General features: G+C 69.6%; 9 protein-coding genes. 4 read left to right on the plus strand and 5 right to left on the minus strand.

The features are described from left to right. Positions 1 to 103: 103 nt before the first annotated feature. Positions 104 to 784, plus strand: a complete 681-nt coding sequence (locus tag MYSTI_RS44585; protein ID WP_233278249.1) for a J domain-containing protein — start codon at positions 104 to 106, stop codon at positions 782 to 784. 58 nt (positions 785 to 842) lie between these two features. Here the strand turns inward: MYSTI_RS44585 and MYSTI_RS12570 are convergent, their stop codons facing one another. Next, positions 843 to 3,722, minus strand: a complete 2,880-nt coding sequence (locus MYSTI_RS12570) for an FG-GAP-like repeat-containing protein (protein ID WP_015348130.1) — start codon at positions 3,720 to 3,722, stop codon at positions 843 to 845. A 135-nt stretch (positions 3,723 to 3,857) separates the two neighbouring features. Then, positions 3,858 to 4,385 carry a DinB family protein gene (locus MYSTI_RS12575; RefSeq protein WP_015348131.1) on the minus strand — a complete coding sequence of 176 codons (528 nt, stop codon included), beginning with the start codon at positions 4,383 to 4,385 and terminating at the stop codon, positions 3,858 to 3,860. 78 nt (positions 4,386 to 4,463) lie between these two features. Between MYSTI_RS12575 and MYSTI_RS12580 the strand changes: the two genes are divergently transcribed. Both MYSTI_RS12580 and MYSTI_RS12585 read left to right on the plus strand, forming a co-directional pair. Continuing rightward, positions 4,464 to 6,863: a helicase-related protein gene (locus MYSTI_RS12580; RefSeq protein ID WP_015348132.1), complete on the plus strand. Its 2,400-nt coding sequence runs from the start codon at positions 4,464 to 4,466 to the stop codon at positions 6,861 to 6,863. Positions 6,864 to 7,152: 289 nt separating this feature from the next. Then, the gene (locus MYSTI_RS12585) at positions 7,153 to 7,662 is read left to right on the plus strand and encodes a hypothetical protein (RefSeq protein WP_169558630.1); all 510 of its coding nucleotides are present in this window, start codon (positions 7,153 to 7,155) and stop codon (positions 7,660 to 7,662) included. 61 nt (positions 7,663 to 7,723) lie between these two features. On the opposite strand, the gene MYSTI_RS12590 is transcribed toward MYSTI_RS12585, so the two are convergent. Next, on the minus strand, positions 7,724 to 9,340 hold the full coding sequence (locus MYSTI_RS12590) for an NADP-dependent glyceraldehyde-3-phosphate dehydrogenase (RefSeq protein WP_015348134.1): 1,617 nt from the start codon (positions 9,338 to 9,340) through the stop codon (positions 7,724 to 7,726). A gap of 420 nt (positions 9,341 to 9,760) precedes the next feature. Between MYSTI_RS12590 and MYSTI_RS12595 the strand changes: the two genes are divergently transcribed. Continuing rightward, on the plus strand, positions 9,761 to 11,470 hold the full coding sequence (locus MYSTI_RS12595) for a hypothetical protein (protein ID WP_015348135.1): 1,710 nt from the start codon (positions 9,761 to 9,763) through the stop codon (positions 11,468 to 11,470). Positions 11,471 to 11,660: 190 nt separating this feature from the next. Here MYSTI_RS12595 and MYSTI_RS40715 read toward each other — a convergent pair whose 3' ends face one another. Further along, entirely contained in the window at positions 11,661 to 13,391 is a 1,731-nt protein-coding gene (locus MYSTI_RS40715) for an EGF domain-containing protein (RefSeq protein WP_169558631.1), read from the minus strand. Positions 13,392 to 13,631: 240 nt separating this feature from the next. Beyond that, positions 13,632 to 14,459 carry a polyphosphate kinase 2 family protein gene (locus tag MYSTI_RS12610; protein ID WP_015348137.1) on the minus strand — a complete coding sequence of 276 codons (828 nt, stop codon included), beginning with the start codon at positions 14,457 to 14,459 and terminating at the stop codon, positions 13,632 to 13,634. Between the last annotated feature and the right edge of the window lie 9 nt (positions 14,460 to 14,468).

The raw sequence follows: 14,468 nt of genomic DNA on the forward strand, positions 1-14,468 counted from the left end.
GGCGTGCGGCGCGCCGTCCCACCGAACCTTCAATTGTTGCTGGGCATGCGGTGAGTCGTTCGAGGAGGACAACGCGCCGCAGGAGGTCGCCCGAGGGTACAGGTTGGACTTCGCGTGCGACGCCGGCGACTGCTCGGGGCGGATGGCCTGGCTGATGCCGTTCTGCCCGTGGTGCGGCGAGGAGAAGCACTGGCCCCATCCCCACGCGCTGAAGTGCGTGGAGTGCGAGTCCTCGCTCGACAGGTCCTGGGCGTTCTGCGCGCGCTGCGGCGAGGAGGCGCCCCTCCCCGACGAGTGTCCCCGGTGTGGCCTGGAGCTGGAGAAGGCCGCGTCCGCCGCGCGGTGTGAGCAATGCCGCCACATCGTGTGTGGCGACTGCTGTGACGTCCACGTCACCGAGTCCACCGAGGGGGCACCCCAGGAGCGGATGTTGTGCTCGGAATGTGGAGACAAGGCCGCACCCGCGGCCCGCGCGGAGGAGACAGCCCGCGAGGCGCCCGAAGAGGACGAAGCGGAAGAGGAAGAAGAGGAGGAGGAGGACGAGCCATCCGCGCCCGCCGCGCCTCCTTCCTCGGCGCCGCCGTCCGCCTGGGAGGTGCTGGGCATCCCGCGCGGTGCGCCGCTGGCGGAGGCGAAGCGGGCCTATCTGGCGCTGGTGGCGCAGTACCACCCCGACAAGGTGGCGGCGCTGGGCCCCAAGCTCCAGGCCCTGGCGCTGGAGGAGACCCGCCGCATCATCGAGGCGTGGGAGACGGTGCGGAAGCAGGCCCGGCCGGGGCGCTGAAGGCCCGGGGCGCGCCGGGGCTGTCCGAGCCCCCGGAGCACCTCTTCGCGGCGCGTGGCTACTGCACGGTGAACTGGAGAGTCTGCTCGGCGGTGTTGCCCGCCGCGTCCGTGGCCCGGATGAGCACCGCGTGGTTGCCGGCGCTGGAGAACGTCACCCGGTTGGTGGCGACGTTCGTGCCCGCGGCGACGTTCGTGGTGCTGACCCAGTTGGCGACGACCTGCACGGGCGTGAGGTCCGTCACCTCGGTGAGGATGTCCACGGTGCGAGGCTGCGTCTGCTGCGGGTTGGGGCCCACGGCGCGCAGGAGCGGCGGGGTGCGGTCCACCGTCACCTGCCGGCTCTGGGTGGCGATGGCGCCGTCGGTGGCGATGACGGTGAGCGTGAGGGTGTAGTGGCCCTCGGCCAGCGTCAGCCACTCAACGACGTGTCCGCCGCCGGCGTCGGGTGTGAGGCGGATGGGGGCGCCGCCATTGATGGACAGCAGCACCACGCTGATGGGCGCGCCGCCCGGGCTGGAGGTGGCCCAGCCGCAGGCCTTCACCTGCGCGGCGGACGTGTAGCGAGGCACGTCGCACATGACGAGGCTCGGCGGAGTCCGCGTGCGGTTCACCACGTGGATGGCGGTGGTGCAGGAGGCGCTGTTCCCCGCCGCGTCCGTGGCCGTGTACGTCACGGAGGTGGTGCCCACCGGATAGATGCGCGCCGCGGGCCCGCTGACCTGCGCGCCGCATGCATCGGAGACCGTCGCGGCGGCGGGCGTGACGAAGGCGCCGTCGGGGCCGGTGGCATCCACGAGCCGCTCCGCGGGGCAGGCGATGACCGGAGGTGTCACGTCCACCACGGTGACGGTGGCCGTGCAGGTGGCGGTGTCCTGGCCGTCGTGGGCGGTGAGCGTGACGGAGTGCACGCCCGCGCTGAAGGGGCCCGTGGGGGACTGGGAGACGGTGAACGGGCCGGGCCGCTGGTCCGGGTCATGGCTGCCGTTGTCGACACTCGCGGGAGCGCCGCACGTGGTGGCGCTCGCGTTGACCGTCACGTTCCGGCAGAGGGCGACAGGCGGCAGGTTGTTGTAGCAGGTGAGGTTGACCAGGGCGCTGCCGGCGTTGTTCGTCTCGATGCACTCCGTCTCGCGACCGGTGCCGGTGCCGTCGTCATCCGCGCGGGCAAAGACCTCCACCTGTCCCGCGAAGATGTTGGTGCGGGTGAAGGTCACCACGGCCTGCATGCCCGCGGGCAGCACGGTGGGCAGCACGCCCACGCCCAGCAGCGTGCCTCCGGAGGCGGGGTTGCCCTGGTAGAAGGCCACGCGCAGGCCCGCGGAGGTGGCGGCGTCACCCTGGTTGGTGACCCGCGCGGACAAGGTCAGCGTGCCGGTGGCCTGGTCACACGCGGAGGAGACCTCGGCCACCGTCACGTCCGCGGCGGCGTAGGGGCTGGTGGTGCCGGAGCCCTGGCTGTTGGCGCGGAAGGTGTTGAGGCCCGGCGTGCGCCAGTTGGCGACGGGGTGCGCGGGGATGGTGCCGTTGTCGTTGACGTTCGTGACGGAGTACGCGTGCTGGTTCCAGATGCGCCGCGTGTTCACCCAGCCGTCCTTGCGGTCGCGGAACACGCGGATGCCGGTGGTGGCCGCCGGGTTGTTGTAGTTGTTGGACGCGATGACGATCTCCGCGTTGTCGTCTCCATCCACGTCGACGATGACGGGGTTCTCGTACGTGGTGCCCGACGAGTGCGGGACGCTGAAGCGCACCGTGCCCGTGGCGCCGTCGTAGATGCGCAGGCGGGTCTCATCGGCGTAGACGACCTCCGCGCGGCCATCGCCCTCGAAGTCGAAGGTGGAGGAGCCCGTCACGTTGGAGCTCTGGTCCTGCGTGGGGCTGGACCACTTGAGGGTGCCGTTGCCCTCGAACACGGCGTACTGGCTGGCGCCCGCGACGCCAATCTCCGCCTGCCCGTCCGCGTCGAAGTCGGCGATGTTCGGCGCGCCTCCGCTGCCGCCGCCGGGGATGGGCTGGGACCACAGGAGCGTGCAGTCGTCATCCATCAGCGAGACGACCCCTCCGCTGACCACCACGACCTCGCCACGCGAGTCCGCGTCGAAGTTGGCCACGCCCGACAGGCCGTTGCCGATGGTGGTGTTGCGACAGAAGGGCACGCCGTTGTGGCGGTAGATGGAGCGGCCGTTGACCACCTCCTGGAGCCCGTCCCCGTCGATGTCCGCCGCGAAGGAGATGGGCCCCACCGGGCCGCCCGCGCCGTCCGAGCCGGTCCACCGCAGCGCGCCGGTGTTGCTGAACACAGAGGGGCCGTTGAGGATCTCCACCGTGCCGTTGCCGTCCAGGTCCGCGAACGAGGGGCCTCCCCAGTTGTTCAGGGACGCCGTCGCGCGGAACTTGAGCTCGCCGGTGTTCTCGAAGCAGAGCAGGCCCTGGCCGCTCTCGGGGATGGCGCAGATCTCCACCAGGCCGTCTCCGTCGATGTCCGCGGCGCCGATGCTCGCGGCGCCTCGGACGCGCTGCGTCGGGTCCATCACCGTCCACAGCTCGGAGCCGTCCGCGCCGCTCACCGCGCGCAGCACGCCCTGGGTCGTGTAGTTGGAGCCCGCGAAGGTGCTGAAGACGACGTCCGGGACACCATCGCCGTTCACCTCCACGACGATGGGCGTCATCATGACCTGCACGTGCGCGGGCATGAAGATGCTGGCGCTCCAGGCCCACTCGAGCTCGGGCTCGAAGTTGGGCTCGAAGGGCGGCTGCACCTGACAGTGATTCAGGGGCACGTGCTCCAGCGGCGCCAGGGATTCCATCGGGGCCTGGGCCTCCGGCGCCGGGGGGAGCGCCGGCTCACCGCAGGCCGCCAGCGCCAACCATCCCACGGCGGACAGCCGGACCCCATGTCTCCACTGCCACGCCCACTGCGGTCTGGAGTTGCTTTTCATGCTCGCCCCTCTGGTAACCGGTTACGCGGAGCACACCCCGCGAACCCGGCTATAGGGGAGTACACTGGAATTCTTCAAGTGAGTCAGAATTGAACTCGGGGGTGGGTGGGCCGAGTCGAGATTGTCTTTGCTTGTCTATGGCGCGGGAGAAACCGCAATGACGAAGCGCGCATAGCCCAGCTCGGCCGCGTTCTTCATCAGCTCCACGTTGGCCCAGGCCACGATGTCGCCAAAGGGCTTGCCCTGGAGGGGCCAGCGGGTGCGCTCGCTCGAGCGCAGGTCCTCGTCGGTGAGCTTCTCGAGGGCGGCGCGCCAGGTGTCGTGCAGCCGGAAGAGCCAGGCGCGCACCTCGTCGGCGGTGCCGGGCCACGTCACGTCTTCACGGCCGAGCGAGGCATCGCCGAACGAGTGGTTCTCCACCATGGACCACCAGAACCCCAGGTGCCACGTGAGCCAGGCGATGCTGGCGGGGCCCAGGTCGTAGCCCTCGTGCTCCGGCCACTGCGCGCGCCAGCGGCCGTCGGCGCCTTGCTCCACGTGCAAGCCGACCCGGGCGGGGCGCCGCAGGCAGTCCCCGGTCGTCAAGCCGTCCAGGTGGTAGCGCGTGAGCGCCCAAGCGATGTCGAGCTGGCTCAGGAGTGTGTCTCTGACGGGATTCGCCATGGGGCCCGACGGTAGAGGGGCCCGCCTGGCCGCGTCTATTGGAAGCTCGGAGGGGGCCTTGCGGTTAGACTCCTCACAATGAACTCCAGCGCAGCTGGCCGGTCGTCCGTCGTCGTGGCGGAGCTGGGGCCCACGAACACTGGAAAGACGCACCGAGCCATCGAGCGGATGCTCGAGCACGACACGGGGATGATGGGCTTGCCGCTGCGGCTGCTCGCCCGTGAGGTCTACGACCGGGTGACGGCCCGGGTGGGCGAGGGGCGGGTGGCCTTGATGACGGGCGAGGAGAAGCGCCTGCCTCCTCGGCCCGACTATTGGATCTGCACCGTGGAGGCGATGCCGCTGGACCGCGCGGTGGACTTCCTCGCGGTGGATGAAATCCAGCTCGCGGCGCACCGGGAGCGAGGCCATGTCTTCACGGACCGGCTGCTGCACGCCCGAGGGCGCAAGGAGACCTGGTTCCTGGGCGCGGACACGATGCGGCCCATGGTGCAGTCGCTCATCCCGCATGCGTCGCTCAAGCGCGCCAACCGCCTGTCCCAGCTGCGCTACACCGGGCGCAAGTCGCTCAAGAGCCTGCCTCCACGCTCGGCCGTGGTCGCGTTCTCCGCGGACCGCGTCTACGAGCTGGCCGAGTCCCTGCGCCGCCTGCGGGGAGGCGTGGCCGTGGTGCTGGGCGCGCTGTCGCCCCGGACGCGCAATGCCCAGGTCGCGATGTATCAAGCCGGCGAGGTCCAGTACCTGGTGGCCACCGACGCCATCGGCATGGGGCTCAACCTGGACTTGAACCACGTGGCCTTCGCCGCGCTGTCCAAGTACGACGGCGCCGAGCAGCGGGAGCTCTTCTCCGACGAGCTGGCGCAGATCGCCGGCCGCGCGGGACGCCACTTGAACGATGGGAGCTTCGGCATGCTCAACACGCTGCCGGAGCTGCACCCGCGCGTGGTCTCCGCCATCGAGACGCACCGCTTCCCCGCCGTGCGCAGCCTCATCTGGCGCAACTCCGAGCTGGACTTCACGAGCCCGGAGGCGCTGCTGGACTCGCTGGCGCGGGCGCCTCGGCAGGGTGGGTTCGTCCGCGTGGAGCGCGCGGATGACTTCGACGCGCTCAAGGACCTGTCGCAAGTCCCGGCGATTCGCGACGGGCTGACGGACCGCTCCCGCGTGGAGCTGCTCTGGCAGGTCTGCCAGATTCCCGACTTCCGCAAGGGCCTGTTCGGTCAGCACGTCGCGCTGCTGAGAGAGACCTTCCTCCAGCTCACGGCGGGGGAAGGTGTGCTGGAGCCGTCCTGGCTGGCGAAGCAGGTGTCTCCGCTGGATGACGTCTCCGGAGACATCCACACGCTGATGGACCGGCTGGCGGCCATCCGCATCTGGACGTACATCAGCCATCGCTCCAGCTGGCTGCGCGACGCCGAGGACTGGCAGGAGCGCACCCGCCACATCGAGGATGCGCTGGGGGATGCGCTGCACGAGCGGCTGGTGGAGCGCTTCGTCCAGCGGGCGGCGCGGCGCAGCGCGCGGCGCTTCGTGAGGGCCACCACCGCTCCGGCGCAGGGCTCCTCCGACAACCCCTTCGCGAAGCTGGGGCAGCTGCTCGGAGAGCTCCCCGGGGCCGACGGCGGGGTCCTCACCGAGGAGCAGTTCGTCCAGCGCGTCGTCGACGCGACCCACGAGGCCTTCGAGGTGGATGCCCTGGGCAACATCTCGTTCGAGGCGCAGCCGCTGGCGCGCCTGGTGAAGGGCGCGGACCGGCGCTCGCCGCAGCTCGCCCTGGCGGAGCCGGAGGTGTGGACGGGGGGCGCGCGGCGACGGCTGGAGCGCCGGCTGCTGGCCCTGGCCCGGGACTTGATGACGGAGGCCATGGGCGGCTTTCCCTCCGAGTCCCTCGCGGGCGCGGGGCGCTCACCGGTGATGCGAGGGTTGTCGTACCGCCTGGCGGAGGGCCTGGGCGTCATCACCCAGGCGGACGCGCGGGAGCAGTGGGGGCTCCTGGATGAGGAGTCGAAAGAGCGTCTCCGAGAGGTGGGCGTCCGCGAGGGGCGGCGATTCCTCTTCGTCGCCGGGGCCCTGAGTCCGCATGCGCTGGCGCGGCGGTGCCTGTTGACGGCGCTGTTCCAGCAGCGGCCCGAGCCCCAGGGGATTCCGCGCGAGCCCGTGCTGGAGGTCTCCGCGCTGGAGGGGCGCGATGCCCGCGCGTTTGGCTATGAAGTCCTGGGCAGCGTGGCCATCCGAATCGATATCGTCGAGCGGCTCGCCGAGGCGCTGCGTCAACCGCCGGGTGTCCAGCGGGCCCAGCCGCTCATGCAGGAGCTGCGCTTGGATGGGCCGACTCGGGCGCGGGTGCTGCGGGAGCTGGGCAGTGCGCCAGGAGGGGCCGCGGCGAAGCGTCGTCGACGACGGCGGCGTGGCAAGTCACCCGCGATGACTCCCGAAGCACCGGGCGCGAAGCCTCGACAGGGACGAGACCCGGCCTGAAGCCGGAGCGGGCGCCTGTCGTCGCGAGGCGTGACCGTGAGTCCCTGAGTCAGGGGGGCCGTCGCCCTGGTAGGGCTTCCCTGTCAGGGGGGCGGGAATTCCTGTCATCCCCCGAGACGAGCCAGCGTGGGGGCTCCCCGTGCGGCGCGCTGCTGTGAGGGCCACGTCACGGGGAGGGAGCGTCTCGGCCTGAAACTTGAAAGCCGCCCCCCTCCGCAGGCCGGTGACCGTGGAAGGATGGAACATGAGAGCGTTGTTCGCAGGCGTGTTGCTGTGGGGGGGAACTGCCGTGGCTCAGGAGCCGGCGCCAACACCTGAGACGATGGAGTTGGGCATCCATCTGGGGATGGCGTTGGCGACGGCGGACACTGAAGGGGAGTCGCATGTCGGGCCCGGAGTGAGGGTGCATCTGCTCCGGCACCTGGGGCCGTACTTCTCCGCGGGCGCGGAGGCGGGCGTGTACACGGGGGCAGGCTCGCACACGCAAGTCTCTGGGAGCGGCCAGCATGAATACCGCAGGGTGGATGGAACGCTCGGCCAGTTGGGGCTGGTGACCCGCCTGGGCGTGAATGTGAATGGCTTCAGGCCGGGTCTCGTCGCGGGAGTGGGCTTGAACGTCGCGGGTGACGACTCCACGAGCCTGGGCTTCTCGGCTGGAGTGGAGTTCGAGGGGGCGCCCGTGGAGTGGTTGCCCTTGTCCTTCGACATGAGGATCCACCAGGCCCTCGTCGACGGCACCGGTCGCTACAACAAGCCCACGTTCATCACCCTGGGGCTGGGCTGGCGCTATCGCTGGTAGGGCTCCGCTGTCAGAGGGGCCGTGAGGGAAGGGGGCACGCGTGGAGGCGTGCCCCCTTGTCTCAGAACAAGAAGTCGGTGGTGAGGAAGTCCGACTCGCGCCGCGTCAGGATGGATTGAACCAGCGCGGTGTTGTCGCGCGTCGTCTTGGTGGCGACGAGCGTGCGGATGGAGAACACGCGCAGCGCATCCGCGACGGACAGGGTGCCCTCGGCGGAGTCCTTGCGCCCGTTGAAGGGGAACGTGTCCGGGCCTCGCTGGCATTGGCAGTTGAGGTTGATGCGGCCCACCTGGTTGGCGAACGCGTCGATGAACCGGCCGATGCGCGCGGAGTCCTTTCCAAACAGACTGAGCTGCTGACCGAACTGCGAGTTCACCACCTGCTGGATGACCTCCTCGTCCTGGTCGAACACCATGACGGGAATCACGGGGCCGAACTGCTCCTCGGTGGCGAGCCGCATGTCACCCGTGACGGGCGCGACGACGGTGGGGGCATAGAACGAGTGGGCGGACTGGCCTCCCGTGGCGTTCACGATGCGCGCGCCCTTGGAGATGGCGTCATCCACCAGGCCCTGGAGGTAGGCGGCCTTGCCGGGCTCCGGCAGCGGGGTGATGGAGACGCCGGGCTCCCACGGCATGCCGGGCTTGAGTTGGTCCACCGCGGCGGTGAACTTCTTCAGGAAGGCGTCGGCGATGCTCCGGTGCACCATGAGCAGCTTGAGCGCCGTGCACCGCTGGCCGTTGAAGGAGAGCGTCCCGGTGATGCACTCCTTCACGGCGTTATCCAGGTCCGCGTCCTCCAGGATGATGGCGGGGTTCTTCGCGTCCAGGCCCAGCACGGACTTCAGGCGGTGGGGGCGCGGGTGCATGCGCTTGAGCTCGCTGGCGCCCTTGTTGGTGCCGATGAAGGCGAAGAGGTCCACCTGGCCGCTCTCCATCAGCGCGCCCACCGTCTCGCGGCCCTTGCCGTAGATGATGTTGATGACGCCGGGCGGGAAGCAGTCGCGGAAGGACTCCAGCAGGGGGCGGATGAGCAGCACGCCGAACTTCGCGGGCTTGAAGACCACCGTGTTGCCCATGAGCAGGGCGGGGAAGAGCGTGCTGAAGGTCTCGTTGAGCGGGTAGTTGTAGGGCCCCATGCACAGCGCCACGCCCATGGGCGCGCGGCGAATCTGCGCCATGATGCCCTGCTCCTGCACGAAGCGGGACGAGGTGCGGTCCAGCTCCTTCAGCGCGCGGATGGTCTCCACGATGAGGTCGATGGTGCGGTCGAACTCCTTCTCGGAATCCGGCTGCGTCTTGCCAATCTCCCACATCAGGAGGTTCACCACGGCGGTGCGCTGGGCGCGCATGGCCGTCACGAAGCGCTCCACGGCCTCGATGCGCTCGGCGACGCGCAGGGACGGCCAGACGCCTCGGCCCTGGTCATAGGCCTTCACCGCGGCGGCGAGCGCGTCGAGCGACTCGCGCGAGGTGAGCTGCGGCGTGGCCCCGATGACCTTCTGCTGGAGGCCCTCCGCCGTCTTGACGAAGACCGGGCTGCGGACGGGGCTGAGCTCCCCTGTCCACGTCCGCAGCTCACCGTCGACCAGGTACTCGCGCTGCTCGAGATAGGCCGGGAGCCGAACGCTGGGGGGAATCTGGGAGTCCGCCGGGAAGAGGTCCGCGAGTGCCGTCATGGGGCCCGGTTCTAACGGACGCCCCCCTTTCTGGCACGACTTCCTCGGCGGTGTGCGTTGCGACGACCTTCCAGCAGCGCGGCGCTTCGCTCCCGCCGTGGACTGGCTTCTCCGCGCGCCGACCTCGGCTGTGAATTCTCGAGCGCCGACGAAACTTTCACCGCGGCCTGGGGAGAATGTAGGACGTTTCTCGATGCTCCTGTCCATCCACTGGGCAGGAGTCAGCCATGTGGTGGTCCATGTCCTCGCATCCCGCGGGGGGACCTCCGTCCATGGTGCTGGAGTTCGAGGACGGCGTGTCGGGGCGGCACGTGTCGCACGCTCGTGTGCTCCCACCCCAACCCCAGTCAACCGGCGGTGCCCGCGTCACTCCGTGAGGAGCGCAAGGACGCGGAGGCTTGCCCTCAACCAGGAGATCTCATGGGAATCGGCGGAATCATGGGTGGCGCGGCGGAGGCCGCTCGACGCGCTGCGGAAGCGGCGAAGCGCGTGGTCGAGGAGGCCGCGAAGAAGGTCGCGGAGGCGACGACGACGGCGGCGGCGGCGAAGACCCAGGAGCCGGTCGACCCGGTCGCCACGAAGCGCACGCAGGACGTCTTCGAGCGACACGAGGCGCCGGCCGAGGGCGGGCGCGACGTGAAGCAGCAGGACCGCGGGACGGTGGGCGACTTCTTCGAGGACCTGCGGACCCAGGCGGGCGACGCGCTCCAGGACACGGCCGCGAAGGTGGGCGAGGAGCTGGGCAAGGCGACGGACGTCGTGGCCAACGGGCTGGACCAGTTGGGGCAGGCCATCCAGGGCGCGCCGGCGCGCAATCCGTTGCAGGACTTCGTCCAGGACGTCGTCGGGGGCGCCCTCCAGGGGGCGGCCGGCGCGGTGCGCGACTCGGCGAAGACCGTGGGCGCGGTCAAGGACGCGCTCGACTTCAACACGCAGATGGAGCAGCTCAAGCCTGGTGAGAGCATCTCTGTGGGCCTCGATGTCGAGGCGGATGTCTACGCCGTCGGCATCACCGGCAAGGGTGACCTGACCGTCAGCCGCAGCGACGAGGCGGGCGGGGGCTACACCGTCTCCGCCAGCGGAGAAGTAGGGGCGGGCATCATGGGGAAGATGGGCGGCAAGGGGGCGGCGGAGGCCAGCGCCAACGCGTCCGGTACCGCGGGCGCCACGGTGGAGTACCAGTTCGACACCCTGGAGGAGGCCCAGCACGCCGCTGGCCTCATCGCGGCCACGGCCGCCGTGTCGGGCGTGTCGGGGAGCAACCCGCTGGCGGGCCTGGGTTTGAATGTCGTGCTGGGCGACCCGCGGGCGGAGCTGGCGGGCCTGCGCGACAAGGTGAGCGCGGTGGAGTTCGAGCTGGGCGCGGAGGGGAGCCTCGCGGGCGACCTGGGCATGAAGGGCCTGCAGGAGGTGCTCGGCGCGGGCGCGAGCGCGGGCGTGGACATCAAACAGTCCACCACGGCGCGCATCGAGATGGAGGGGGGCAAGCCGACGTCGCTGACGCTCACCCAGTCGCAGGAGATTGCGGCCGACGCGGGCGCGAACGTGGGCCTGGGAGTTCCGAGCCAGGGCCAGGGCGGCCCCAGCGCGTCGCTGCCGACGAATGCCTCGGCCGGAGCCGAGGGGTCGCTCAAGGTGGAGCTGGAGCAGAGCATCGACCTGACGGCGGACTTCAACCTGGACGACTTCCTGAAGGACCCGAAGAGCGGCGCGCAGGCGCTGGGTCAGTCGGTCCTCCAGGCGAGCGAGGCGAAGGTGACGCTCACCGACTCGCGCCAGGGCACCGCGCAGGCGCTGGGGCTGGGCGGGAGCACGGGCCGCGAGGTGAATGTGGAGATCCGCGGCAACCTCGAGGACATCGCGAACAGCGGCGCGTTCACCAGCATCGCCAACGGCGACGTGGGTCGGGCGGTGACGCAGCTTGGCGGCAAGGTCGACCTCAAGGCCACCGTGCAGGACAAGACCACGGTGAACGGTGACATCGGCGTCGGGGTTCACGCCGGCGTGGTCGGCGCCGAGGCGGGGGTCACCACCGAGCGCACCACGGTGGGCGAGGAGCACGAGCTCACCCCCGCGCAGCTCGTGGAGCTGTACCTCACCCAGCGCTGGTCCGCCGGAGTCGCTGGCTGAGACCGGTCCGCGGCGAGGGCTGCTCGCGCCAGGCGGTGTGCTCGGCCCTCGCCCGGGTCTCCGGACCCGTCCTTCGTGCCCGCCGCGACACCGCCCACCGGCGAGCGTCGCGTTCGAGCTCCTCCTGTGAGCGGGGGACGCGCGGAGTCCCGAGGGGCCCCGCGCGCCCCGTCCTCACCTGACCTTCAGGTCAGGGATAGGTGATGGACCGGATGAAGTCCGGGTGGTCGGCGTTGCAGACCTCGGCCGCGTCGGCGTCCAGGAGGACCCCGCGCAGGACGAGGTCCTTCTGGCCCGAGCGCTTCACCGTGAGGTGGAACGGCGCGCGGGCGGCATCCGGGGCGGACGTCTGGAGGCTCGTGGTCCTCAGGCAGACGTCGTACGTGCCGCTGAGCGGCTCCCCGCCGGTGTCACCCTCGGCGAGCGCCTCCTGGTGGGTGACGGCGCGCTCGTAGGTGAACATCTCGCCCGAGGGGGCCCGGAGGATGAGGTCCGCGTCCTGCACCTTCTCCCACGTGGCGTCCAGGCTCAGGGGCGCGAAGGCTCCACAGACCCCAGAGTTGCAAATCTTGCCCGTGTTGCAAGTGTTGCCGCAGCAGCCGCAGTTGGCCTCGTCCGTGTTGGCGTCCACGCACTTGGTGCCGCACAGCACCTGGGGCGAGGGGCAGCTGCCCGGCACGCAATCAAAGCCACCGGTCCGATTCACACACCGCTGCCCTGGGGTGCAGGTGTGCGTGCCGTTGGCGCACTCATTGATGTCCGTGCAGGTCTTGCCGTCGCCGGAGTAGCCCGGCTTGCAGCTGCAGCGGTAGCTGCCCTGGGTGTTGGAGCACGTGGCGTTGGCGGAGCACTGGGCGGTGCCGTTGGTGCACTCGTTGATGTCATTGCAGGTCTTGCCGTCGCCGGAGTAGCCCGCCTTGCAGGTGCAGCGGTAGCTGCCCTGGGTGTTGGAGCAGGTGGCGTTCACGGAGCACTGGGCGGTGCCGTTGGTGCACTCGTTGACGTCGTTGCACGTGCGGCCGTCGCCGGAGTAGCCCGGCTTGCAGGTGCAGCGGTAGCTGCCCTGGGTGTTGGAGCACGTGGCGTTGGCGGAGCACTGGGCGGTGCCGTTGGTGCACTCGTTGATGTCGTTGCACGTGCGGCCGTTGCCGGAGTAGCCCGGCTTGCAGGTGCAGGTGTAGCTGCCGGGGGTGTTGACGCAGGTGGCGTTCACGGAGCACTGGTTGGTGCCGTTGGTGCACTCGTTGACGTCCGTGCAGACGCTGGGGGCGCCGGAGCAGGTGTAGCCAGGCTCCACCTGGCAGGTGGCGCTACAGCCGTTGCCGGACGTGGTCCCGCCATCGTCACAGCCTTCACCCGTCTGCACGACGCCGTCGCCGCAGGCGGCGATGGGGCCGGTGAACTCGACGGCGTCCACGAAGTAGAGCGCCAGCAGACCGCCCTTGAGTCTCACGTAGCGGTAGGGGGTGGGGTTCTGGTTCGGGACGAGGGCGGTGTGGGCTCCCACGCCCAGGTCGATGAGGTTGACCTGGCCGGTGGTGATGATGGTCAGGTCGGCGCGCAGGAACTCCACTCGCGCGAGGGCGGCCGCGGTGAGGCCCCGGTAGTGGATGCGCAGCGGGCCATTGCCTTCCTCACCCGCGCCCATGTCGAGCGTCAGCGAGCCGTCCAGCGCGGCGAGGAAGCTGGCGACATTCCCGTCGGGTGCTCCGATGGCGTTGTCGGGGTTGAGGACCGCGACGACACCTCCGGCCGCCACCGCATCGGCGTACCGGTCGATCGCCAGTTCGGAGGTCTTCTCCGAAGGTTGCTCCTCGGCGGGGGTGGTGCCCTCGGGTTCGACACCGCAGGCCACCAGACCGCTCAGCCCCAGCACCGCGCCCATCGTTCGCCAAAACGAAGTCCTTCGACTGCTCATCATGTTTCGCTCCATTCCACTCGTCACATCCACGGCACCGAAGGACTGCGTGATGCAGCGTTTCGAGAAGCCGCGGGCTGCAATGGAATGCACGAATACAATTTCTCGCTTGAGACGCCTGGGTTGACACGGGTGTTCGCGTTTGACATCCGACACGCGCCACGTTGAGTGTCATCGTGGCGCGTTCCATGTAACACCGTGCCCGAACCCCGAGGCAGCCCTGGCGCGGCCTTGCTGCGTGTTTCAGTGGTGCTTCCGCCACGCCTTGAGGTCCGCCTTCTTCTTCGTGCCGACCTCGTCCAGTCGTTCCTGCCAGCGTTCACGATAGGGACGGAGTGCCGCCGTGACGGCGCGGGCAACGATGAGATTCCGATACCACTTGGAATCCGAGGGCACCAGCATCCACGGCGCATGCGGGGTGGACGTGCGCGCGAAGACGTCTTGATAGGCTTGGGTGTAGTCAGCCCAGTGCTTGCGGTCCTCCCAGTCCCCCGCGCTGATCTTCCACGCCTTGCGCGGCTCCTTCTCCCGGTCCAGCAGTCGCTGCTCCTGCTCGTCCTGGCTGATGTGGAGGAAGAACTTCAGGACGAGGGTGCCGTGCTCGAAGAGCATCTCCTCGAAGTCCTTGATGTGCTCGAAACGCTTCTGCCAGAGGGACTTGGGGGCGAGCTTGTGCACTCGCACGGCGAGGACGTCCTCGTAGTGGGAGCGATTGAAGATGGCGAACTCGCCCTGGCGGGGGGTGTGGCGGTGGATGCGCCAGAGGAAGTCGTGCTCGGACTCCTCGGTGGTGGGGACGGCGAAGGAGGTGACGCTGACGCCTCGGGGGTTGAGGCTTCCCACGACGTGTTTGATGGTGCCGTCCTTGCCCGCGGTGTCCCTGCCCTGGAGGACGATGAGCACGGAGTTCATGCGGGCGCCCCAGAGCAGGTCCTGGAGGTCGAACAATTCGTTGCTGAGTGTATCGAACTCCTCCTTGGCGTCTGACTTGAGCTCCTTCTTGGGGGGCGTGGTGGGGATGCGCTCCAGTCGTACGCTCGCGCCTTGTCTTGCGTTGGAGATGATTTGCATGGGGGACAG

It is taken from the genome of Myxococcus stipitatus DSM 14675, assembly GCF_000331735.1.
In the GTDB taxonomy this organism is placed as follows: Bacteria; Myxococcota; Myxococcia; order Myxococcales; family Myxococcaceae; genus Myxococcus; species Myxococcus stipitatus.